Consider the following 21,550-nt stretch of genomic DNA (forward strand, 5'->3'; position numbering starts at 1 on the left):
TCCTACCGCGCCTCCTGGTCGTTGTCAGGGACTCGTACGGCCCATGACGGCCGCTCGGTCCCGTTGTGCCGGGGCAGCCGCTCGCTCCGGCCGCGCAGCGCGGTGTGCAGCCCGTCCCACAGCGTGCCGTCGGTCCGGTCACGTGGATCGGGGTCGATCAGCACCACACCGATCACCGGGATGTGCTGGTCCGCGAGCTGCCGCGCCACGGTGTGCAGCCATGCGGCGCTGCCGTGCCCGGCACGCACGACGAGCACGGTCCGGGTGCCGAGGTACTGGAGGTCGGTCCACGCCGTGCCGGGCGCGACCGAGCCGACGCCGAGCCGGAGCCCCTGATGCGGAACGGCCGCGGCACGGTCGCCGCTGACCACGTCCGGGTCACCTGGCCTCCGGCGGCTTGTGACGAGCTGCGGGCCGGGCAGACCATCGATGATGACCACTGGCTGCTCCGCCGCCAGTGTCCGGCCGAGGTCCAGGGCGATCACGCTCGTGCTGCGCGCACAGCCCAGTTCCAGCAGCGACACCGGTTCCGCGGAGCCGCGCACGATGCGGGCGAGGGTCGTGGTGAGTCGTTCGCGTGCCGCCCGGGTCCGTCGGCGCCGCCACAGCCTGCCCGACCGCAGCGACGCGCGGCGCAGCTCCGTGACGACCGAGGCGCCCAGGTTCGCCGCGATGTCCCGGCGCAGCACGGGGCGGTCCGCCACCACCGTGCCGACCGCGGCCAGCGCGAGCCCGAGGAACAGGCCGAGGACGAGCCCGATCGCGGCGTTGGTGCCGGCGGCCTTGGGCAGCGAGTGCCGCACCGCGCGCGGGGCGTCCACGATCAGCGTGCCGGCGACGACCTTGGGTGTGCCGGTGCGTGCCTCCGCGGCGCGCTGGTCGAAATCGGCGATCCGCGAGTTGAGCTCGGCCCGGCGGGCGAAGAGCGACTCGATGCTCGCCGACGCCTTCGGGTCGCTCTCCGGCGACCGGTCTCCGATCGCCTCGTTGACCTGGGCGAGTTCGTCCCGCATGCGGTCACGCTGGTCGAGCAGGGCCTTGGCCTCGGCCTTCGCGGCGTCCTGCATCCGCCTCACATGGTCCGCGACGAAAGCGTCGGCCAGCGCTTTGGCCCGGGCCACCGCGTCCGTGTCGCTGTCACCGGTCACGGTGATCTGCAGCAGGTTGTTGGTCAGGCCGGTGCCCCGGTAGTCCCGCATGAAGTCCTCGGGGTTTTCCGGGGACTTGAGGGACCGCAGGGCCTCGGCGGCGATCCGTGTGGTCCCCAGCAGCTCGACGTCGGTGCGGATCAGTGTTCCGGTGTCGTTCGGCTGGTCCTCGCGATGCACGACGAGGATCTTGGTCACCGCGGTCGGCGGCGGCGGCAGCAGGACCGCCACCGCAGCGCCGACCAGCAGCCCGAGGAGCGCCATGGCGTACCAGAGGCGGCGGCGCCTGCGCACCGCCACCACCAGTGCCTGCAGGTCGAGAAGGGGAGCGGCGGCCGACGACTCAGAAGTCTTGCTCGTGGTCACGCTGAACCTCCCGTCGCCCGGCCGTGAACCGCGAGCGCCGGAGTGGCGTCATCCGGTGAATGCGACGCACCGTCGGCGGACCGCGTCGGACGGGTCCGGACCGTACCGGCGACGACGACGCCGACGACCTCGTGCCCGCCGTCCGCACACGCCTCGGCGATGCCGGCGAGCTCCTCCGCGGTCCAGTTGCCCGCGCTGAGGACGACCAGGGCACCGGACTCGGTGTCGCGGTCCGGCACCATCGGCCGGTCAACCGAGACCTCCACCACCCGCAGCGCCGGATCGCCCTGGGCCTCGGCGACGAGCTGCCCGGCGGCCCGGAGGGCGGTCTCGTCGCCGTCCGGTACGACAACCAGCAGCCGTCGGGGGGCCGGCAGCCGGTCCCGGAGGCGAGCGCACACCCGCCGGTAGCGGATCCGCATGCCGGCCTCGTCGCCGGACCTCTGCGGGGTCGGTATGTCCCACCGGGTGTCCACGCCGAGGAGTCGGCCGATCCAGGCCCGTCGGCCGCGGCCTTGTGGCCGGTGCGCGCCCCGTTCATCAGGCACGTCGACGGTACCCAGCGACGCCGAGCCCAGCGCCGCGGCTATCTCCGGTTCAGTGCGCAGCCGGCGATTCACCCGTGCGGCGACGAGATGGCCGATGACGGCGAGCAGGAGGAACAGCAGCGCCCCGGCGACGATGAGTTGCATCCTCGTCGGCGGCGCCTCGCCGGTCGGCCGGGCGGCCGGCCCCATGACGACCATGCCGGCCTTGTCGGTCGCCGGATCGGCCTCGTTCAGCTTCGTCATGGCCTCTTCCAGCGAGGTGCGCAGCTTCTCGAGGGCGGTGCGGGTCTGCACGCTCTCCACGGTCTGCCCCGGATCGGCCGCATTGGCCAGGTCGGTGATGCGGCGGTTGGTTTCCTCGACCTTCTGCCGCAGCGCCTCGAGCCCCGTGGCCGCTTCCGAGTCGGTGCCGCCGCCTGCGATCCGCGCGACGAACGTGACGAATTGCCGGGCCACTTGGTCGGAGAGCCGCTGGGCGCGCTCCGGGGTGTCGGCCGTACCCGAGATCTTGATGATGTTCCCGTCGGCGGCCTCGGCGCTCACTCGATCCCGCAGCTCGTCGCCGCCGACGCCCTTCCAGCCGAGCTCGGCGGCGGTGCGGTCGACCACCGTCGAACTGGTCGCGATGTCCACCTGGGTCAGCAGCTCGCGCTCCTCCCACTGCCCCGGCAGCAGGACCGACGCCGACGCCGTGTACCGCGGCGGGAACAGCACCGAGGTGCCGTAGCCGACGAGCGCGCCCACCACGGTGAGGACGGCGAGAAGCCGCCACCGCCGACGGAGAATCCGCCCGATCGTGACCAGGCGTATCGTGTCCTCGCTCAACTACGCGGCCTCTTCCCTGTCCTGACCGGGTCGCCCGCCGACACCGGAGTGTGCTCAGGGCAGGCAGCGGCGTAGGCGGCGAGCAGCGAGGCTTGCGAGTTCCGCCAGGAGAGCGGCCCGCTGATCCGCTCCTGGCCGATCCTGCCCATCCGGGCCCGCTGCTCCGGATCGTCCAGCAACAACGCGATGAGCCCCGCGAATTCGGCCTCGTCGTTGGCGGGCGCGTAGACGGCGGCGTCACCGGCGGAGACCCGCGCCTCCCGCAGGTCGAAGGAGACGATCGGCCGGCCCATCGCCATGTACTCCAGGACCTTGTTCATGGTCGACACGTCGTTGAGCGGATTGCGCGGGTCGGGGGAGAGGCACACGTCCGCGGTGGACAGGTAGCGCACCAGGTCGGCGTCCGGGATGCGCCCGGTGAACTGCACCTGCTCGCAGAGCCCGAGCTCCCGGGACAGCTCCACCATCGCGTCGAAGGCGTCGCCGGCGCCGACGAACACCGCGTGCCAGTCGCTCCGCCCGAACTCGTCGCGCAGCTTCGCGAGGGCGCGCAAGGCGTAGTCGACGCCGTCCTGCGGGCCCATGACGCCGAGGTAGCACAGCAGATGAGGTTTGCCGCGCTTCAACTCCGGCTCGGGCGACACCGGTTGGAACCGGTCGGTCTGGGGCGCGCTGCGCACCACGAACACGTCCTCCGGCCGCCGACCGCCGCGGCGTATCGCGACGTCCCGGTAGCTCTCGTTCGTCGCGAGCACGATGTCCGCGGCCCGGTAGGTCCGCCGTTCCAGCGCGCACACGGCGCGGTAGAGCAGGTCCTTGCCACGGTCGAACCGGGACAGGTACAGCTCCGGTACCAGGTCATGCTGGTCGAAGACGAACCGCGCTCCGCGCCGCTTCAGCCACAGTGCCGGCAGGAACAGCAGGTCGGGCGGGTTGCAGGCGTGGACCACGTCGACCGGGCCGACCCTGCGGGCCAGCCGGGCCGTGTGCCACAACGCCGATCCGTACTCCCGCAGGTAGCCGGCCGGCCCTCCGGTGGCCGCGCGCAACGGGTAGCGGTGGATCCGCACCCCGTCGATCACCGTCTCCGGTTCCCTGTCCCGCTTCTCCCCCCGGGGACAGATGACGTGCACCTCCCAGCCCGCGTCGCGCAGCGTCGTGCACTCCTGCCACACCCGCCGGTCGAACGGCACCGACAAGTTCTCCACCAGGATCAGCGCGCGCCGGGTCGCCCCGTCGCCGCTGGTTATCGCATCACCAAGCAAGGCCCATGTACCCCGGTTCGGTCCGGCGCGCCTCGGCGTCGGGAAGGCGGATGAGATCGACGATCACCGGGCCGTCCCCGTGGGGCAGCGCCGACAGCACGGCCGGGTCCCTGGTCCCGACCAGGCACACCTCGGCGTGTTCGAGCACCTCGTCGACGGAGTCCGCGAGCAGCTGCGCGAGGTGCGGCAGCCGTGACTCGATGTACTCGCGGTTCGCGCCGAGCAGCCGGGAGAGGCTCACATTGGCGTCGTAGATCTTGAGGTCGTACCCCTTGCCGAAGAGCCGCTCCGCCAGCTCGACGAGCGGGCTCTCGCGGAGGTCGTCGGTGCCGGGCTTGAAGGACAGCCCGAACACTCCCACCCGGCGCTTGCCGGTGCGCTCGACCAGGTCCACCGCGCGCTGCAGATGGTCGGAGTTGGAGGGCAGCACGTGGGCGAGGATGGGCACCGAGACGTCGGCCCGCTGCGCCGCGTGGACCAGGCTGCGCAGGTCCTTGGGCAGGCAGGAGCCGCCGAAGGCGAAGCCGGGCCGCAGGTAGGCGGGGCTGATGTTCAGCTTGCGGTCGGCCAGGAACACGTCCATCACCTGGTGCGAGTCCACCCCGAGCGCCTGGCACACCGCGCCCAGCTCGTTCGCGAAGCCGATCTTGAGGCCGTGGAACGCGTTGTCCGCGTACTTGATCGCCTCGGCCGTCGGGACCGGCACCCGGAACACCTCGCCGGGCAGGCCGTCGTACAGCGCCATCACCACGTCGCCGCTTGCCGGGTCGAGCTCGCCGATGACGGTCTTGGGCGGGTCGAAGAAGTCCCGCACGCTCGTGCCCTCGCGCAGGAACTCCGGGTTGACCGCGACCCCGATGTCCACCCCGGCCGTGCCGCCGACGTACTTCTCCAGGATCGGTACCAGCAGGTTCAGGCAGGTGCCCGGGAGCATGGTGCTGCGGAACACGACGGTGTGCCGCCCGCCCCGCTCGGCCAGCGCGGCGCCGATCTCCTCGGTGACCCGCTCCAAGTACGTGGTGCACAGGCTGCCGTTGGGCTCCGACGGCGTGCCCACGCAGACCAGCGACACCTCGCTGTCCTTGATCGCCTCGCGGACGTCGCCGGTGGCGCGTAACGCTCCGGTGCGCACGACCTCGGCTATGAGCTCGCCGATCCGCTCCTCGACCACCGGGGCCAAGCCGCTGTTGACCAGGTCGACCTTCACCTGGTTCACGTCGACCCCGATGACCTCGTGACCCATGCCGGCCAGGCACGCGGCCGACACGCAGCCCACGTAGCCGAGCCCGAAAACGCTGACTCTCATGACCCGTTCCTCCCCCCAGGCAGACCCTTGCGGCCTGCGGTCCGCGCGCCGGCCGGACGACCCCCGCGCATCAGTAGGCCCCCTGGCCGTAGAGCACCGCACGCAGCGTCTTCCACAAGATCACTGTGTCCAGGGCGAGCGACCAGTCCTCCACGTACCGCAGGTCCAGCCGGACCGCCTCCTCCCACGACAGGTCGCTGCGCCCGCTGATCTGCCACAGGCCGGTGAGTCCGGGCTTGACCAGCAGCCGCCGCCGGATGTCCGGGCCGTATGCGGCGGACTCCTCCGGTAACGGAGGCCGCGGTCCGACGAGCGACATCGAACCGGTGAGTACGTTGAAAAGCTGCGGGAGCTCGTCGATCGAGTACCGGCGCAGCACTGCTCCCACCCGGGTCACCCGCGGATCCCGGCGCAGCTTGAACAGCAGGCCGGCGCCCTCGTTGCGGTCGGCCAGCTCGGCACGTGCCCGATGAGCGCCTACGACCATCGTGCGGAACTTGAACATGGTGAACTCGTGGCCGTCCTTGCCGACCCTGCGCTGGCGGTAGAACGCCCCGCCCCGGCTGTCCGTCACCACGAGCAGTGCGACGAGCACCATCAGCGGCGCGAACAGCATCAGCAGGACCGCCGCGCCCACGCGATCGACGACGCCCTTGATCGCCCGGCGGCCCCCGGTGAAGGCCGGCATGCTGACCCGCAGCAGCGGTATCCCGAGCACCGCGTCGACGTGCAGCCGCGGGCCGGCCACCTCCATCAGCACGGGGGCCACGACCATCTCGGTGTCGCTGCCCTCGAGGTTCCAGGCCAGCCGCTGCAGCCGGTCCGGTGACCAGTGCGGGTCCGGTGTGACCGCGACGACCCGGTAGCCGTCGTGGCGGACGTGCTTGGCGACGTCCGTCAGTCGGCCGACGACCGGCACTCCGTCCAGGTGGTCGCCATCGAGCCCGCGACCGTCCGTCGTGCACACCGCCTCCACCCGCCAGCCGAGGTGCGGGAACTTGCGGGTACGGGTGATCAGGTCGCGCACGGTGTCCGGGCTCCCGGCGGCGAGCACCGGTCTCAGGCACCGTCCTTCCTTCCGCTGTTTGTGCAGCCACAGGCGCAGCAGATACCGCGCGGTCATGGTGACGAGCGCGATCGCGGGGATCGCGACGAAGATCCAGAGCTTGATGTTGCGCGAGGTGAGGGCGATCCCGCCGAGCGCGAGTACGACGGTCGCCGTGAACAGTGAGCGTCCGAGCCGGCGGAATTCCTCGGCGCCCTGTCCGAGCACGGCCGGAGACCACGCCCGGCTCACCGCAAGCGACCCCAGCACCAGCAGCTCGGTGCCGAAGGCGAGAATTCCCCACTTCTCATGCCAGTTGGCCGCGTCCCGGGCCCCGAAGAAGTTGCCGATCGCCGCCACCACGAACGCGGTGGCCACGGTATCGCTGGTGATCACGGTACGGCGGTACCGCTGCTCCCAGTCGATCGCGGGCCGGCTGATTGCCCCGTTCGTCAGACGCCCGCGCTCCGACGGAAACGGGCCGACTAATCCCCCTTGCGGCACAGAACCCCCCAGGTCCCCAGTGGTTCGACGTGTTCGCCCAACACGGTTCCTCCCGCGGAAGGCCCCCGCCCCCGCGCACGACATCCCGGCTCTTGCAGCGCTACTTGAACAACCCACCCGGCGGCAGCGGACTCGCCTGTCCTGCCGGGCTCTGCGAGGTGCACGGGAATTCGTCGAAACCCCGGGTGCTCCCCACACCCAAGGCCCCCCTCGGCTCCAAGAATTGATCACTCACACGGGTCCGGCGCGGGGGACGCGGCTCTTGGCTTCCCGTAGCGCCGGACCTATAAATCCCTATTGGTCGCCTCGTGTCCGAACATCTGAAGCACGGTCAATCTAGACCATCGGGGCCAGTTGTGTAGAGGGGATGTGTGTAATTTGTGCTCAAGCTTTGAGGCCGGCGACGGGGGTGCCGCCGGTAGCGGCGCGGGGGCGTGTGCTCGGGCCCGATATGTTGATCCGACCTTGTGAACAACATGTGACGCGTCGGAGCGGGGATGCAGGAGACACAGGATCGGGCCCAGGATGCTTCGGCGCCCACCATGCGGGCACGCCCCGGCTGGCCGCGGCACTGGCCGCTCCTGCTGCTGGGCGCCGCCGTTCTGCCCGGTGCGGCGCTCTACCTCGTCGGATGGTCGGCGGAGTTGCCGGCGATACAGGCGTGGAGGACGGTCGCGCTCTCGGTGGTCGTGCAGGCGGTGCCGTTCATGCTGCTGGGCACGGCACTGTCCGGGGCGATCAACGCGTTCGTGCCGGCGTCGGTGTTCACCCGGCTGCTGCCGAAGCGGCCGGCGCTGGCGGTGCCGGTCGCCGGGGCCGCGGGGGTGGTGCTGCCGGGCTGTGAGTGCGCGTCCGTGCCGGTCGCGAACAGCCTGATCGGACGCGGGGTCACGCCCGCCGCCGCGTTCGCTTTCCTGCTGTCGGCCCCGGCCGTCAACCCGATCGTGCTGACCTCCACGGCCATCGCCTTCCCCGGCCGACCCGAGATGGTCCTGGCCCGGCTGGTGGCCTCGCTTCTGGCCGCCTGCGCGATGGGCTGGCTGTGGCTCTGGCTGGGCAAGGAGGAGTGGCTGAGGCCGGCCGTACGGCACACCGGGCACCAGCCGGGGCACAGCCGCTGGGCGGAGTTCCGCAGCGGTTTCCAGCACGACTTCCTCCACGCCGGCGGCTTCCTGGTGGTGGGCGCGCTCGCGGCGGCCACCTTCAACGTCGCCGTGCCGCCCTCGGTCGTCGACGCGTTCGCCGACTCGGCCTGGCTGTCGGTGCTCTTCCTGGCCGCACTGGCCATTCTGCTCGCGGTCTGCTCGGAGGCGGACGCGTTCGTGGCGGCCTCGCTGTCCGGTTTCTCGCCGGTCGCGCGGCTGACGTTCATGGTGGTCGGCCCGATGGTCGACGTGAAGCTGATCGCCTTGCAGGCGGGCACGTTCGGGCGGGCGTTCGCGGTCCGCTTCTCCGCCGCGACGACGGTGGTGGCGATCGTGTGCAGCGTGCTGATCGGAGGAGTGCTGCTGTGAAGCGGCCCGTACAGGTGGTCCTGCTCGTCCTCAGCGGCCTCGGCCTGCTGCAGGTGTCCCTGTTCACCGACCTGTTCCTGCGGTACGTGAAGCCGGGGATGCGTCCGCTGCTGATCGCCTCCGGGGCCGTCCTGCTGGCGCTGGGGCTGGCGGAGGCCAGGGCGGTGTACCGGCGCACACGACACGACGAAGCGCACCCGCCGCCCCACGTCGCCTGGCTGCTCTTCCTTCCCGCCCTGAGCCTCCTCCTCTACGCCCCGCCGGCGCTCGGCGCCTACACGGCGGCCCGGGAAGCGCCCCGTGTCGTCGAAACGCAGGACGCGCGCGACGAGGACTTCGACCCGTTGCCCGCGACCTCGCCCCTCCCGATCACCCTGGGCGACTTCACCCGGCGCGTGCAGCAGGACCGTACCCAGGCGATCAAGGGGAGGACCGTCGAGATGACGGGCTTCGTGACGCCCGCCGGGGAGGACGGCAGCTGGTATCTGACCCGATTGCTGATCAGCTGCTGTGCGGCGGACGTCCAGTCGGTGAAGGTGCGGGTGTACGGGGTCGCGGCGCCGAAGGCGGACACCTGGGTGTCGGTGACGGGCACCTGGCACCCCGGCGGCACCTTGGGTACGAGCTCCGCGCGGGTCGCCCTCGATGTCCGTACCGTGAGCGAGGTCGAGCGTCCCTCGAACAGCTACATGGACGCGCTTCCGCTCGGCTGATCACGCGCAGCGCGATGGGCGTTCCACGGCGCCAGTCCATCCGGCGCCGGGCGCCCGAGAATGTCAGCCGGACCTCCGCCTCACCTGGCGGCACGCGCAGGCACAGGCCGGTCCGGCTGACTGAGCCACATTTGTCAGGGTGGTTCACCGGTTGGGTTCCGCGGCGCTGATGTCGCCGAGAGCCGAATCGGGGTCACGCTCGATGGCCAGGTCGCCGATGGAGACGATGCCCACCGCGTGGTGTCCTTCGTCGACGACTGGTACACGCCGCACGGAATGCTCACGCATCACGTGCACCGCACGGGCCAGGTCGTCATCGGGCCCGACGGTGACCAGGTCCTCGCTGCATGCGTTGGCCACGGTCGTCCGGGCCAGGTCGCCGCCCTCGGCCACCGCGCGAATCACGAGGTCACGGTCACTGACCAGCCCGCGTAGTTCATCGCCCTCGGTGACCAGAACGGCGCCGATGTCCTCGTCTCGCATCATCCGGGCCACCGCCGTCACAGGGGTCTGCGGTTCGACGGTCGCCAGGTCGGTCGTCATGACGTCACGGACATGTCGGGTCATGAGGATCATCCCTCCATAGCTGGTGAGGCGGTGCCGTTCACCGCCGTGCGGCCACCGAGTACCCGTAGGTGACCGACTCCCACGTCCTCGTCGACCTCGGTGACCCGGCTGACGGCTGACAGTGTGGAGAGCGATGGGTGCCGACGGCGTCGCTGCGAGGTGTTCGACCGGTACCGCGGCAGGCACCGGGCGCTCGACGTCGGCGTCCTGCCCGCGGTGCTCGACCACGTCTGCTGCGTCGGGCTGCCGATCGGCGTCGCGGTGTTCGCCCCGGCGGCCATGCAGGCGTGCGGCGGCGGTGTGCACGTCACCGACCGGACCGTCGGCGGACGGGTGTTCGCGGCCGATCAAGCCACCGTCTCGCCCTGCCGTCGGCGCACCATCTCGGAGATCCAGACGGGCGCGAACGGGGACGTACAGCCCGGGGAGGTCGGATAGTCCTTGAGCACCTCCAGGCGCTCACCGATGTCGATGGCACGGTCGCGGTGCTCGGCGTGCTCGATTCCGATCTGAGCCAGGCAGTGGTTCATCGCCCACTGCAGGCGATCCGGGGCATCCTTCATCTCCGCCTCGATGACGTCGAGCAACCCCGCGAGGTCGAGACCCTCGGGCTTCTTCGCCACGCGTTCCGTGGTCAGCGCCCAGCCGGCACTCGCGACCACCGGGTCCGGATCGGCGGACCAGGCCAGGCGCAGCTCTTCGGCGTGCGGATTCTTCTTCACCACGTAGTTCACGAGCCAGTCGTGCACCTTCGGCGTGCGCGCCCCGCGCAGCATGGCGTCCAGCTCGGCACCCTCGAACGCCTTCGGGCGGCAGATCAGGAGCGCCAGCAGTCTGGCCGCGGTGTCATCCGTCTCCCAGAGCCGGCACGCGAGTTCCTGCTGCGTCTTCAGCCGCTTCGCGAGGGCGCGCAGCTTGCTGAGGGTCACACCGTGATCGTCACCGTGTCTCTCGTTCACCGCGCGTGCCGTCGGGTCCTCGAGCGCGGCCAGCTCGGCCATCACCTCGGCCACCGTCGTCGTCCCGGCCACCCCAGCCTCCTGTCAGTCATACGCGGGATTCAGCCTACGAGGGACGTCGGGCCACCGACCGCCCCAAGCGGTCCGCACGTATGCGGGGCAAGCTGGATGTGCGGGGCAGACATCCCGGCACAGGGCCGCGCCACGCTCGTCCTGGTGAAGGGCCACGTCGCCGGGCCGGGGCTCCGCAGCTCATCGAGTGAGGTGAGGAACGTCATGAAGGGCTACGTGTTCCACGGCCCGGGCCGGTCCGCCTGGGAAGAGGTTCCGGACCCGGCCATCAAGGAACCCACCGACGCGGTCGTGCGCGTCGATGTCGTCACCATCTGCGGAACGGACCTGCACATCCTCAAGGGCGACGTCCCCGAAGTGCGCCCCGGCACCGTCCTCGGCCACGAGGCGGTCGGCGAGATCGTCGAGGCCGGCGGCGACGTCCGTACCGTGCGTCCCGGGGACCGGGTCCTGGTCTCCTGCATCAGCGCGTGCGGGCGCTGCGCGTACTGCCGTCAGGGCACGTACGGCCAGTGCCGCGGCGGCGGAGGCTGGATCCTCGGCCATCTGATCGACGGCACTCAGGCCGAGTACGTCCGGGTGCCCTACGCCGACCTGTCCGTGCACTCCCTGCCGGGCGCCCTGGACAGCGCGGACGCCGTCCTGCTGGCCGACATCCTCCCCACCGCCTACGAGGTGGGCGTGCTCAACGGGCACGTCCGTCCCGGGGACACCGTCGTGATCGTCGGCGCCGGCCCCGTCGGACTGGCGGCCGTCGCCACGGCCCGGCTGTTCTCTCCCGAACGGATCATCGCGGTGGACCTGGCTCCCGCCCGGCTGGAGGCCGCCCGGCAGCTCGGCGCCGACGCGGTGGTCGAGGCCCGGGAGACCCCGGAAGAGCTGGTCGCCGACCTCACCGACGGACTAGGCGCGGACGTCGTCATCGAGGCGGTCGGGGCCCCGGAGAGCTTCGAGCTGTGCACCCGCATGGTCCGGCCCGGCGGCCACGTCGCCAACGTCGGCGTACACGGCACCCCCGCGGTCCTGCACCTCGAGGACCTGTGGAGCAGGAACGTCACCATCACCACCGGCCTGGTCGACACCCACTCGACCCCCACCCTGCTGCGCATGACGGCCGCCGGCCGCCTGCCCACCTCGCGGCTGGTCACCCACACCTTCCCGCTGAACCGCATGGAGGAGGCGTACGAGGTCTTCGCCCACGCCGCCGACACCGGCGCCCTCAAGGTCGTGCTCGGCGGGGAGCAGCACGAGGTCGTCGTGGTGGGCGCGGCCTGACGAAGGGACGTGCGGTCATCGTTGTCGGCCCTGTGCACGGAGCGACACCGCGGGGGATCGGTGCCGCTCCTGTCTCCACTGTCTCTCGGGCCGGGCCAGGAGCCAAGGGAACCGCTCATCTTCGCTGCTCCGTGAAGGGCTGCCACCGGCCCTCCCGCGCGGGGTCGACTCTGCTGAGCCACACCAGCGCCCCGTCGACCAGGCCGGGTCTGTCCCGTGTGGCGAGGGCCGGCGCTTCGAGCATGTCGGCGGCCTCTTCCAGGTAGGTGACCAGTGTGTCGAGTTCGTCGGCGGGGTCGTCGTTGAAGCGGGACCAGCGGCCCAGGTAGCCGGTCTCGGCGTCCAGGTACAGACCTGACACGCTGTCAGCCGGACCCAGGGCGACAACCGGGATCCAGGTTGCCTTCCACGCGGTGATCCGTTCGTCCTCGGGGCGGCGGGCGTTGAGGGTGTCCTCGTGGGCCTGGAAGCCCATCTGCAGCCGGTGGACGGCGGCGACGTCGTCCAGGCGCATCAGAGCATTGTTGCCCGGAAGGCATCCCCCGCCATCGACCCCGTCGTCGCCCGCCGTCAGCGACCACAGGACGCGAAGCTCGAGGGGTATCGGAGTGCCCAGTTCGGCTTCCAGGGCGGCCATGGCGGCGGCGCCCGCGCCCGCGCGGAGCGCCGCATGCGAGTCGGGGGCATTGCGCCGGAGCCAGGCGGTGATGCGGTACCAGGCGTCGGCGATCTCCCGGACGGTGATCGCGTCGGTGGCAGGGTCGGCGGGCTGTCCCGGACCCTGCTCCTGGTCCTGGTCCTGGTCCTGGTCCTGGTCCGGGCCCGGGCCGTCCTCCCGGTCCTGGGCGTCCGTCGCGGGCTCGGCTGAGCGAGCCCGGTTCAGGTACCGGATCTGGATCCAGTCGGGCTCGCGGATGTAGCCGATGGCCAGGTCGGGGCAGTCCTCGAACAGGTCGCCGTCGACCCTCACCGTGAGGATGCCCGGTAACTCCGAGGGCCGCCCCATGTCCGGGTCATGCGCCAGTTGCCCGGCGATGACGCTCAGGGCATAGGGGGCGCCGCTCCCGAGCCGGGCGGCGGTGTCGCGTATCTCCTGAGGAACCTCGACGTTCATGGCCTGGCGCTCCTTGCTCTCGGATGCGGAACGGTGACGGGCCCTCACACAGTACGGCGCAGGCGTCCGGCCCGACGGGCGGCGGGCGAGGGCCAGGTGACGATGACTCAGAGGGCCCTGCTCCAAGCGGAGTTGTCCCGCGAATGGCCGTGCTTTCGGGGCGAGGCCGAGCGCCACGGCGTGCCTGGGAATATATTGGGACTTTTACCATTAATCTTTCCTCTCACTGTACGAAGTCGATCTCTCACGGATCGCATCCACCTCACTCCACGGAGATGACATGCACAAGCTTCGGAAGGCCGCCGTCCTGGTCGTCGCCCTCGGCAGTGTCGGACTCATGAGCGCCGGAACGGCCACGGCTCAGGGCCTCGACGGGCACGGCGGCAAGGGCGGGGACAAGGTCAGCGTCCTTCAGAGCTCCAGCTGCAAGTCGCACGACCTGAACCTCGACGTCCTCGGCCAGGTGGGCGTGCTCAACGGCGCGCTGGGCAACGCCCTGAACGGTGAGGGCATCGCGGGTGGGCAGGCACCCACCCACCTGGGTTCGGAGATGGGCTGCGGCAACAAGGCCTTCTAGGTTGTGCCGTGGAACGGGGTGCTCGCCACGTCCCGTGCCGTGATGATCTCGGCGTGGGACATGGGGATCCCGGATGAGCAGTGGGCCGTGTGGAACCGCGGTCGCCTGTTGCAGAGGTCGGCCGGCCGTCCGCATGTCGACGGAGGCTGATCGACGGGATCCGCCGGCGGGAGCGGACCGGCGGCCCAGAGCGAGACCCACCGGTGGAGGACGGGCCGTGCCATACGGCCCATGGGTCCCGCTGACGGCAGTGCACCGGTGTCCGGCGAGCCGTGCCGACTTGGCCGCTGAGCGATGCCATGCCGATGCCGGGGCCGCCGGGCCGTTTGCCCCTCGGAGAAACGGGCGGGGACCTGATCCATGACAGTGGGTCAGGCCCCCGCCCGTGTGTATGCATGCGCGGATCTGCCGCGGATTCGTTCACGGCGACCGGGCTGTGCCGTCGCGACCGGGGCTGGTCAGCGGGACGTGCCACGGACGGGCGCGCGGCGTCGTCGTAGGGCCATGGCCGTGGCTGCCAGACCCAACGCGGTGGCGGTGGTTGCCGCGGGATGACGGGCCAGGGCCGCCTGCCAGGAGCGGGTGTGTGCGCGGTCGTCGAACGCGCCGTGGGATCCGTGGTCGGTGGTGGGCAGCCGGTCGGCGGGGGTGAAGAGGTTGTCCGGTTCGGGCGAGGCGGGGGCGTCGGTCTGCTGCGAGGCGAACCCGGTACGGGCCAGATAGCGGTCGAGGAGGGCCGGGGCCAGGCGGTTTGCCCAGATCGTGGCGGCCGTGCCGGCGGCGATGTAGTACTGCTTGCGCTCGGGGTGGTCGGCGGCGTGCAGGACACCGCGCGCGGCGACCTCGGGCTGGTAGATCGGCGGGACCGGCTGCGGGTGGTGCGGGAGCCGGGAGCGGACCCAGGAGAACTGCGGGGTGTTGACCGCCGGCATCTGGACGATCGTGAGACGCACGGCGCTGCCCCGGTGGAGCAACTCGACCCGCAGGGACGACGTGAAGCCGTTGATGGCGTGCTTCGCGCCGCAGTAGGCCGACTGGAGCGGAATGGCACGCTCGCCGAGTGCGGAGCCGACCTGGACGATCGTGCCGTGGTCGCGCGGGAGCATGCGGGCGAGCGCCGCCCTCGTACCGTTGACGAAGCCGAGGTAGGTGACGTCGGTGACGCGCCGGAACTCCTCCGGGGCGATCTCGTCGAAGGGCGCGAACACACTGGTGAAGGCGCAGTTGATCCAGACGTCGATGGGGCCGAGGACCTTCTCCGTCGCCTCGGCCGCGGCCTCGACCTGAGCGACGTCGGCGACGTCGGCCTCCTGGACGAACGGGCGGCCACCCAGCTCCGCCACCTCCGCCGCCGCTGCCTGCAGCCCGTCGCGCCCTCGCGCGATCAGGGCGACGCTCGCGCCGCGCCGCGCGTAGAGCCGGGCGGTCGCGCGGCCGATGCCGGCGCTCGCCCCGGTGATGACGACGACCTGTGACATGAGGGCTCCTTCCGCTCGGCGGGTACCCCGGATACCTCCCGTGAAAGACCGCGGATCCTCCGCCGGAAGCGGCCGGCCGGACACCCGGCGTTCGGTGGCCACGGACGGGGTGAGGAATCCCGCGCTCGGGTACCCGGCTGCCGAAAGGCTCAGTCGGACGTGGAAAGGGGGCCGTCATGGCCCAGCGCGTGCAGGACATCATGACCGGCGTTCTCGTCACCGTGGAACCGCAGGCATCCGTGGGTGCCGTGGCCCGGATGATGCGGGACCGGGACGTCGGCGCCGTACTGGTCACGGAAGACGGCCGGTTGCGGGCCCTGGTGAGCGACCGTGACCTGGTGGTCCGGGCCCTGGCGGACGGTGAGGACCCGGAGCGGACGACCATCGCCCGGGCCTGCAGCGAAGAACTCGTCACCGTGTCCCCGGACGACACCCTCGATCGCGCGGTCTCGCTGATGCGCGAGCACTCCGTCCGGCGGCTGCCCGTCGTCGGCGCCGAGGACGAGCCCGTCGGCATCGTCTCGCTGGGAGACCTGGCGATCGAGCGGGACGAGAAGTCCGCGCTCGGCGACATCAGCGCCGCCCGGCCCAACACGTAGGCCGTTCCCCCGCATGGGTCTGCGCGCCGCCGCGCCCCCTGGGTGACGCCGGTGTTTGGATGCCAGGGGCGTCGAGAGGAGTTGGGCCATGACACGGCGTACGGCCCTTGCCGCCACCGCCGAACTGGCGGCCTGGTGGGCCGCGTTCGGTCTGCTGTGGCTCGTGCTCGTCAGCACGGTCGACGCCCTGGAGGTCCTGGTCGGCGCAAGCGCCGCAGCCGTCGGGGCGGTCGCCGCCCGGGCCGGCCGGCGGGCGGTGACGGCGCGTTGAACGCCTGGATCCTGGCCGCGACGATCCTTCTCGGGGCGGGCCTGACGGCGGCCCTGTGGGGAGTGGCGAGCGGCCCGCTGTCCCGGCGGATGGTCGCACAGAACCTCACCACCGCCGTGGCCTGCCCGAGCCTGCTCCTGCTCGCCCAGGGCTACCACCGCCCCTCCTACGTGGACCTCGCCCTGCTCCTCGCGCTCCTCGGGCCGGTCGGCACACTCGTCTTCGCGCGGCTGCTCGCGGACGAACTGGCCGTGGCCACACCCGCCGCCTGGGGCCTGACCTGGACAGCGGCCGGGGTGAGCGCGGCCGTCGTGGTCGCCGTGTGCGCGGCCACCGGCCCGAGCCGGGCGATGGTGAAGCTCCTGGTGACCGGGGTCCTGCTGATCGGCGGGAACCTCGTCGCCTCCCGGGCCCTTCAGGGCGGTTTCCGGCAGGTGCGCGGTGGCTGACGCGGTGATCGTCGTCGTCCTCCTCCTGGTGGCCGCCACCGCCACCGCGGCGGTCGCCACCCGTGATCCGTCCCGTCAGGCCCTCGTACTGTCCCTGCAGGGCGTCGTCCTGGCCGTGCTCTTCACCGTCCTCCAGGCGCCCGACGTCGCTCTGTCGCAACTGGCCGTCGGCTCGGCCCTCACGCCGCTGCTGATCATGCTGTCCGTGCGCAAGGTCAGACGGCGCGCCCGGACGACGGACGAAGGCGGCGACGGATGAGCCGCCGGCTGCGTCTCGCCGTGCTGGCCGTCGGCGGCACGGGTCTCGCCGCGCTGCTGGTCCTCGCCTGCCTGGACCTCCCTTCGTTCGGCGGGCGGTGGCATCCCTACGGCGAGGCCGCCGTCCGCGCGTCCCTCGACCGCCACACCGCGAACACCGTCGCCTTCGTCAACTTCGACCTGCGTGCCCACGACACCCTCGGTGAGATGAGCATCCTCTTCGCCGCGGTCGTCGGCTGTGTGGTGCTGCTGCGGCAGGCCCGCGACGAACACCGGGAACCGCCCCAACCGTCCGACGTGGCACCGCCGGTGCGCCGCTACGCCCTCCTCGTGCTGCCCGTCGCCCTCGTAGTCGGCCTCTACGTCGTCGCCCACGGGCAGCTCAGCCCCGGCGGCGGCTTCCAGGGCGGCGTCGTCGCCGCCACCGCGCTGCACCTGCTGTACCTCGGCGCCGACTACCGCGCCCTGGAACGCGTCCGCCCGATCGGGACGTACGAGGTCACCGACGCGCTCGGCACCTGCGCCTACCTGGTCGTCGGCCTCGCGGGCGTCCTCGCCGGCACCGCGTTCCTGGCCAACACGCTGCTGCCGTACGGCACCTTCAACACGCTGTCCTCGGGCGGCACCGTGCCCCTGCTGAACGCGGCCATCGGCATGGAGGTGACCAGCGCGGTCGTGGTGCTGCTCGCCCGGTTCCTGGACCAGGCCGTCGAGATCGAGGAGGAACAGGGGAGTTGACCGCCCGATGACGCACGTCTTCCCGTACCTGATCGCCGTATGGATCTTCCTGGTCGGCTGCTACGGCCTCGCGACCAGCCGCAATCTGATCCACGCCGTCGGCTGTCTGGCCGTGTGCCAGTCCGCGACCTACGTCCTGCTGCTGGCCGTCGGCTACCGCGACGGCGCGACCGCACCGGTCTTCTCCGATCTGGAGCCCGGCACCCGCCCGCTGGTGGACCCCGTCGTCCAGGCCCTCGCCCTCACGGACATCGTCGTCGGCGCCACCGTCACCGCGCTGCTGCTAGCCCTCGTCCTCCAGGTCGCCAAGCGCCACGGCACGGTCGACCCCGACGAACTGTCGGAGCTGCGCGGCTGATGCACCATCTCCTCCCGCTGCTCACCGCGCTGCCCCTGCTCGGCGCCACCGTACTGGTGGCCGCGGGGCGCCGGTTGCCGCGCCGGGCCGCCGAGATCACCGGCTGCGCGGTCTCCGGCGGCGGGGGAGTGCTCGCGCTGGTGCTGCTGTTCCACTCCTCGCCGCCCTTGACGGAACAGGTCGGCGGCCGGCGCCCCGGCATCGGCATCACGCTGGTGGGCGACGGGCCGGCGCTCGGCATGGCCGCCCTCGCCGCACTGCTGACGCTGGCGGCACTGACGTACTCCTGGCGCTACTTCGACGAGCCGCCGCGCCGCCACGCGGGCTCCTTCCCGGCCCTGATGCTGGTGTTCCAGGCGGGCATGAGCGGCTTCGCCCTGGCCGGCGACCTGTTCAACGCGTTCGTGTTCTTCGAGCTGATGAGCGTCGTGGCCTACGCGCTGACCGGCTACCGGATCGACGAGGCGAAGGCCGTGCAGGGCGCCCTGACCTTCGGTGTGGTGAACTCACTCGGCGCGTATGCGCTGTTGATGGGCATCGGGCTGCTGTACGCGCGCACCGGCGCGTTGTCGATGACGGGGATCGGACGCGGTCTCGACGCGCACGGCGGACCCGACGCCCTCGTCCTCGCGGCGTTCGTACTGGTGATGACCGGCCTGCTGGTGAAGGCCGCCGTCGTGCCGTTCCACTTCTGGCTCCCGGACGCCCACGCGGTCGCCCCCACCCCGGTGTGCATGCTGCTGTCCGGCGTCATGGTGGAACTCGGCGTCTACGGCGTCTGGCGGGTGTACACCACAGTCTTCGCCGGGCCGGGCGGCATCCCGGCGGCCGACCTGGAACGCGCGCTGGTGACACTCGGCGTCCTCACGGCGGCGATCGGCGCGGTCATGTGCTGGTACCAGCGGCACATCAAACGGCTGCTGGCCTATTCCACGGTCGCCCACCTGGGCCTGTTCCTCGTCGGTGTCGGTGTCCTGGACCCGGCTGCGGACACCGGGGTGGCGCTGTACGTCCTCGGGCACGCCGGGGTGAAGGCCGCGCTGTTCGCCTGCGCGGGCGTACTCCTCGACCGGTACGGCAGCATGGACGAACTCGCCCTGCACGGCCGCGCCGTTGGCCGGATGCGCGGCGTGGGCGTGATGTTCGTGGCGGGCGCGCTGGGGCTCGCCGGTCTCCCCCCGTTCGGCACGGCCCTCGGGAAGTCGCTCGTCGAGGAGACGGTCGCCGGGCCGCTCACGGCGCTGTACGTCCTCACATCGGCGCTCACCGCTGCCGCCGTACTGCGGCTGGCCGCCCGGGTGTTCTGGGGGCTCGGCCCCCACCCCGCGGAATCGGACGCCTACGAGACCACCGGCGCCGACGAACGGCCCGAGACCGAGGCCAGGCTGCGCCGGGTACCGGACACCATGGCAGCGGTCCCCGCGCTGCTTCTCACCGCCGCGCTCACCGTGGGCGTGGTCCCAGGCTTCGGCGAGCTTGTGGCCCGCGCCGTCACCGAGGCCGGCTCCGGCGGTACCCGGGTCCCCGTCCACTGGACGCTGCCCGGAACCCTCCTCGGCCTCCTGGCCACGCTGCTCGCCCTGGCCCTGGCCGCCTTGGCCGTCTTCCACCCGCACCGGGCCCCCGCCCCCGCCCTGGCCCAGTTCCTGCGCCACCTCCAGACCGGGCACGTCGGCGACTACGTGGCATGGCTCCTCCTGGGCGCCACGGCAGTCGGGGCGCTGGCGCTGCCGGGGGTGCTGGGCGGCTGAGCGACAGCCGTACTCAGGGACGCGTCACGGCCGGTCGGCGTCGTGGCGGCGCCCCGGCAGGAACTCCTGGACCTTCGCCTTGAAGCCCTGCTTGACCATGGCCGCGCGGTCGCTGTCGCCCTTGAGGACGGAGGCCGCCGCGGCCTCGATCTGGTCGAGGGTGGCGTGCGGGGGGATGGGCGGTACGGCGGGGTCGGTGACGAAGTCGAGGACGCAGGGCCGGTCGGCCGCCAGCGCGGTCTCCCAGGCGCCGCGCACCTCCTCCGGCTTCTCCACCCGCACGCCGGTCAGACCGACGGAGCGCGCGAAGTCGGCGTAGGCGACGTCGGGGATGGCCTGGGAGGGCAGGAACTGCGGGGCGCCCGACATGGCGCGCATCTCCCAGGTGACCTGGTTGAGGTCCTGGTTGTTGAGGACGGCGACGATCAGCCGCGGATCCGCCCACTCCTGCCAGTACTTGGCGACGGTGATCAGCTCGGCCATGCCGTTCATCTGCATCGCCCCGTCACCGACCAGGGCGATCGCCGGCCGGTCGCCGTGCGCGAACTTCGCGCCGATGGCGTACGGCACCCCCGGCCCCATCGTGGCGAGCGTGCCCGACAGCGAGCCGCGCATCGCGCCGCGCAGCCTCAGGTGCCGGGCGTACCAGTTGGCGGCCGATCCGGAGTCCGCGCTCAGGATCACGTTCTCCGGGAGCAGGTCGTCGACCGCGTGGAACACGTACTCCGGGTTGACCGGCCGGGCCTCGACGGTGGCCCGCCGTTCCATGACCTCCCACCAGCGCGCCACGTTGTCCTCGATCTTCTTGCGCCAGGACGGGTCCTCGACCTGGTCGAGGAGCGGCAGCAGCCGGCGCAGGGTGCGGGCGGCGTCGCCGACGAGGTTGACCTCGAAGGGGTAGCGCAGGCCGACCATGTGCGGGTCGACGTCGATCTGCACGGCCCGCGCCTTGCCGTACTCCGGCAGGAACTGGCTGTAGGGGAAGCTGGAGCCGACGACGAGCAGACCGTCGCACTCCATCATCATCTCGTACGACGGCCGGGTGCCCAGCAGCCCGATCGCGCCGGTGACATACGGCAGGTCGTCGTCGAGGGCGTCCTTGCCCAGCAGCGCCTTCGCGACGCCGGCGCCGAGCCGGTCGGCGACCGCTTGCACCTCCGCCCGGGCCCCGCGCGCGCCCTGCCCGATCAACAGGGCGATCTTCCCGCAGGAGTTGAGGACGTCGGCGGCCCGTCGCAGGTCCTCGTCGTCGGGCACCGGGGCGTAGTGGGGCATGCCCATGCTGGAGGGGACCATCTTGAAGGCGTGCTCGGGCGCGGAGTACTCGAGTTCCTGGACGTCGGCCGGGATGATCACTGCGGTCACCGAGCGGCGCGCCACGGCGGTCCGGATCGCCCGGTCGAGCACGTTGGGAAGCTGTTCGGGGACGGTGACCATCTCGCAGAAGTCCGAGGCGACGTCCTTGTAGAGGCTCAGCAGGTCGACCTCCTGCTGGTACGAGCCGCCCATCGCGCTGCGGTTGGTCTGGCCGACGATCGCGACGACGGGCACGTGGTCGAGCTTGGCGTCGTACAGGCCGTTGAGCAGGTGGATGGCGCCGGGTCCGGAGGTGGCGGCGCAGACGCCGACCCGGCCGGAGAACTTGGCGTAACCGACGGCCTCGAACGCGGACATCTCCTCGTGCCGCGACTGGATGAACCGGGGATTGTCGTCCGCGCGGCCCCAGGCGGCGAGCAGCCCGTTGATGCCGTCGCCGGGGTAGGCGAAGACGTGCTCCACTCCCCACTCGCGCAGCCGCGTCAGGAGGTGGTCGGAGACCTTCGTCGACATGATCGGGATCCTTCCGGGGT

The 21,550-nt window shown here is 71.6% G+C and carries 21 protein-coding genes; 11 read left to right on the forward strand and 10 right to left on the reverse strand.

Translation table 11 applies throughout. The annotated features are described in order from the left end of the window. Positions 1–2 precede the first annotated feature (2 nt). The 5 genes from IF78_RS0110765 to IF78_RS0110785 all read right to left on the reverse strand — a co-directional run bounded on the left by IF78_RS0110765 (position 3) and on the right by IF78_RS0110785 (position 7,007). The gene (locus IF78_RS0110765; RefSeq protein WP_031480598.1) at positions 3–1,514 is read right to left on the reverse strand and encodes a Wzz/FepE/Etk N-terminal domain-containing protein; all 1,512 of its coding nucleotides are present in this window, start codon (positions 1,512–1,514) and stop codon (positions 3–5) included. Further along, positions 1,511–2,887 (reverse strand): Wzz/FepE/Etk N-terminal domain-containing protein, encoded by a 1,377-nt coding sequence (locus tag IF78_RS0110770; protein WP_031480596.1) that lies wholly within the window; start codon positions 2,885–2,887, stop codon positions 1,511–1,513. Before IF78_RS0110770 ends, IF78_RS0110765 begins: the two co-directional genes overlap by 4 nt. Further along, positions 2,884–4,152 (reverse strand): glycosyltransferase family 4 protein, encoded by a 1,269-nt coding sequence (locus IF78_RS0110775; RefSeq protein ID WP_031480594.1) that lies wholly within the window; start codon positions 4,150–4,152, stop codon positions 2,884–2,886. Before IF78_RS0110775 ends, IF78_RS0110770 begins: the two co-directional genes overlap by 4 nt. Continuing rightward, complete coding sequence (locus IF78_RS0110780; RefSeq protein WP_031480592.1) at positions 4,142–5,458, reverse strand: nucleotide sugar dehydrogenase; 1,317 nt, start codon at positions 5,456–5,458, stop codon at positions 4,142–4,144. The genes IF78_RS0110775 and IF78_RS0110780 overlap by 11 nt, the downstream gene beginning before the upstream one ends. 70 nt (positions 5,459–5,528) lie before the next feature. Then, complete coding sequence (locus tag IF78_RS0110785; protein WP_031480590.1) at positions 5,529–7,007, reverse strand: sugar transferase; 1,479 nt, start codon at positions 7,005–7,007, stop codon at positions 5,529–5,531. A 497-nt stretch (positions 7,008–7,504) separates the two neighbouring features. Here IF78_RS0110785 and IF78_RS0110790 point away from each other — a divergent pair, with 497 nt between their 5' ends. Both IF78_RS0110790 and IF78_RS0110795 read left to right on the forward strand, forming a co-directional pair. Next, positions 7,505–8,521 carry a permease gene (locus IF78_RS0110790; protein ID WP_031480588.1) on the forward strand — a complete coding sequence of 339 codons (1,017 nt, stop codon included), beginning with the start codon at positions 7,505–7,507 and terminating at the stop codon, positions 8,519–8,521. Next, positions 8,518–9,234 (forward strand): TIGR03943 family putative permease subunit, encoded by a 717-nt coding sequence (locus tag IF78_RS0110795; protein WP_031480586.1) that lies wholly within the window; start codon positions 8,518–8,520, stop codon positions 9,232–9,234. The genes IF78_RS0110790 and IF78_RS0110795 overlap by 4 nt, the downstream gene beginning before the upstream one ends. A 144-nt stretch (positions 9,235–9,378) precedes the next feature. On the opposite strand, the gene IF78_RS0110800 is transcribed toward IF78_RS0110795, so the two are convergent. Together IF78_RS0110800 and IF78_RS0110810 are read right to left on the reverse strand one after the other, a co-directional pair. After that, a complete protein-coding gene (locus IF78_RS0110800; RefSeq protein ID WP_031480584.1) occupies positions 9,379–9,801 on the reverse strand; it encodes a CBS domain-containing protein in 423 nt (140 codons plus the stop codon). A gap of 347 nt (positions 9,802–10,148) precedes the next feature. Continuing rightward, positions 10,149–10,802 carry a DNA alkylation repair protein gene (locus tag IF78_RS0110810; RefSeq protein WP_051827706.1) on the reverse strand — a complete coding sequence of 218 codons (654 nt, stop codon included), beginning with the start codon at positions 10,800–10,802 and terminating at the stop codon, positions 10,149–10,151. 234 nt (positions 10,803–11,036) lie between these two features. Between IF78_RS0110810 and IF78_RS0110815 the strand changes: the two genes are divergently transcribed. After that, positions 11,037–12,107, forward strand: a complete 1,071-nt coding sequence (locus IF78_RS0110815) for a zinc-dependent alcohol dehydrogenase family protein (protein WP_031480580.1) — start codon at positions 11,037–11,039, stop codon at positions 12,105–12,107. A gap of 115 nt (positions 12,108–12,222) precedes the next feature. Here IF78_RS0110815 and IF78_RS43515 read toward each other — a convergent pair whose 3' ends face one another. Beyond that, positions 12,223–13,221 (reverse strand): SMI1/KNR4 family protein, encoded by a 999-nt coding sequence (locus IF78_RS43515; protein WP_037640179.1) that lies wholly within the window; start codon positions 13,219–13,221, stop codon positions 12,223–12,225. Between the two features lie 280 nt (positions 13,222–13,501). Here IF78_RS43515 and IF78_RS0110825 point away from each other — a divergent pair, with 280 nt between their 5' ends. Then, positions 13,502–13,798: a hypothetical protein gene (locus tag IF78_RS0110825; RefSeq protein ID WP_031480576.1), complete on the forward strand. Its 297-nt coding sequence runs from the start codon at positions 13,502–13,504 to the stop codon at positions 13,796–13,798. A 458-nt stretch (positions 13,799–14,256) separates the two neighbouring features. On the opposite strand, the gene IF78_RS0110835 is transcribed toward IF78_RS0110825, so the two are convergent. Beyond that, positions 14,257–15,276, reverse strand: coding sequence for an SDR family oxidoreductase (locus IF78_RS0110835; RefSeq protein ID WP_031480574.1), 1,020 nt, complete (start codon positions 15,274–15,276; stop codon positions 14,257–14,259). Positions 15,277–15,452: 176 nt separating this feature from the next. On the opposite strand from IF78_RS0110835, the gene IF78_RS0110840 reads away from it, so the two are divergent. From IF78_RS0110840 to IF78_RS0110870, 7 genes are all read left to right on the forward strand, one after another. After that, positions 15,453–15,875 carry a CBS domain-containing protein gene (locus IF78_RS0110840; protein ID WP_031480572.1) on the forward strand — a complete coding sequence of 141 codons (423 nt, stop codon included), beginning with the start codon at positions 15,453–15,455 and terminating at the stop codon, positions 15,873–15,875. A gap of 88 nt (positions 15,876–15,963) precedes the next feature. Then, positions 15,964–16,146 carry a hypothetical protein gene (locus IF78_RS0110845; protein WP_031480570.1) on the forward strand — a complete coding sequence of 61 codons (183 nt, stop codon included), beginning with the start codon at positions 15,964–15,966 and terminating at the stop codon, positions 16,144–16,146. Continuing rightward, a complete protein-coding gene (locus IF78_RS0110850; RefSeq protein ID WP_031480568.1) occupies positions 16,143–16,595 on the forward strand; it encodes an MrpF/PhaF family protein in 453 nt (150 codons plus the stop codon). The genes IF78_RS0110845 and IF78_RS0110850 overlap by 4 nt, the downstream gene beginning before the upstream one ends. Beyond that, positions 16,588–16,854, forward strand: coding sequence for a Na(+)/H(+) antiporter subunit B (locus IF78_RS0110855; protein WP_031480566.1), 267 nt, complete (start codon positions 16,588–16,590; stop codon positions 16,852–16,854). The genes IF78_RS0110850 and IF78_RS0110855 overlap by 8 nt, the downstream gene beginning before the upstream one ends. Then, the gene (locus IF78_RS0110860; protein ID WP_031480564.1) at positions 16,851–17,591 is read left to right on the forward strand and encodes an MnhB domain-containing protein; all 741 of its coding nucleotides are present in this window, start codon (positions 16,851–16,853) and stop codon (positions 17,589–17,591) included. Before IF78_RS0110855 ends, IF78_RS0110860 begins: the two co-directional genes overlap by 4 nt. Positions 17,592–17,598: 7 nt before the next feature. Then, positions 17,599–17,949 carry an NADH-quinone oxidoreductase subunit K gene (locus tag IF78_RS0110865; RefSeq protein ID WP_031480562.1) on the forward strand — a complete coding sequence of 117 codons (351 nt, stop codon included), beginning with the start codon at positions 17,599–17,601 and terminating at the stop codon, positions 17,947–17,949. Then, positions 17,949–19,700: a complex I subunit 5 family protein gene (locus IF78_RS0110870; RefSeq protein WP_031480560.1), complete on the forward strand. Its 1,752-nt coding sequence runs from the start codon at positions 17,949–17,951 to the stop codon at positions 19,698–19,700. Before IF78_RS0110865 ends, IF78_RS0110870 begins: the two co-directional genes overlap by 1 nt. A 24-nt stretch (positions 19,701–19,724) precedes the next feature. Here the strand turns inward: IF78_RS0110870 and IF78_RS0110875 are convergent, their stop codons facing one another. Then, positions 19,725–21,530: a thiamine pyrophosphate-requiring protein gene (locus IF78_RS0110875; RefSeq protein ID WP_031480558.1), complete on the reverse strand. Its 1,806-nt coding sequence runs from the start codon at positions 21,528–21,530 to the stop codon at positions 19,725–19,727. Positions 21,531–21,550 lie beyond the last annotated feature (20 nt).

Origin of the sequence: Streptomyces bicolor, assembly GCF_000719285.1 — a bacterium.
In the GTDB taxonomy this organism is placed as follows: Bacteria; Actinomycetota; Actinomycetes; order Streptomycetales; family Streptomycetaceae; genus Streptomyces; species Streptomyces bicolor.

Bases quoted from the DNA above. Each gene is read 5' to 3' on its own strand.
- IF78_RS0110780 (WP_031480592.1), bottom strand. From the start codon at position 5,458: ATGAGAGTCAGCGTTTTCGGGCTCGGCTACGTGGGCTGCGTGTCGGCC.
- IF78_RS0110790 (WP_031480588.1), top strand. From the start codon at position 7,505: ATGCAGGAGACACAGGATCGGGCCCAGGATGCTTCGGCGCCCACCATG.
- IF78_RS0110800 (WP_031480584.1), bottom strand. From the start codon at position 9,801: ATGACCCGACATGTCCGTGACGTCATGACGACCGACCTGGCGACCGTC.
- IF78_RS0110810 (WP_051827706.1), bottom strand. From the start codon at position 10,802: ATGGCCGAGCTGGCCGCGCTCGAGGACCCGACGGCACGCGCGGTGAAC.
- IF78_RS0110815 (WP_031480580.1), top strand. From the start codon at position 11,037: ATGAAGGGCTACGTGTTCCACGGCCCGGGCCGGTCCGCCTGGGAAGAG.
- IF78_RS43515 (WP_037640179.1), bottom strand. From the start codon at position 13,221: ATGAACGTCGAGGTTCCTCAGGAGATACGCGACACCGCCGCCCGGCTC.
- IF78_RS0110825 (WP_031480576.1), top strand. From the start codon at position 13,502: ATGCACAAGCTTCGGAAGGCCGCCGTCCTGGTCGTCGCCCTCGGCAGT.
- IF78_RS0110835 (WP_031480574.1), bottom strand. From the start codon at position 15,276: ATGTCACAGGTCGTCGTCATCACCGGGGCGAGCGCCGGCATCGGCCGC.
- IF78_RS0110840 (WP_031480572.1), top strand. From the start codon at position 15,453: ATGGCCCAGCGCGTGCAGGACATCATGACCGGCGTTCTCGTCACCGTG.
- IF78_RS0110845 (WP_031480570.1), top strand. From the start codon at position 15,964: ATGACACGGCGTACGGCCCTTGCCGCCACCGCCGAACTGGCGGCCTGG.
- IF78_RS0110860 (WP_031480564.1), top strand. From the start codon at position 16,851: ATGAGCCGCCGGCTGCGTCTCGCCGTGCTGGCCGTCGGCGGCACGGGT.
- IF78_RS0110865 (WP_031480562.1), top strand. From the start codon at position 17,599: ATGACGCACGTCTTCCCGTACCTGATCGCCGTATGGATCTTCCTGGTC.
- IF78_RS0110870 (WP_031480560.1), top strand. From the start codon at position 17,949: ATGCACCATCTCCTCCCGCTGCTCACCGCGCTGCCCCTGCTCGGCGCC.
- IF78_RS0110875 (WP_031480558.1), bottom strand. From the start codon at position 21,530: ATGTCGACGAAGGTCTCCGACCACCTCCTGACGCGGCTGCGCGAGTGG.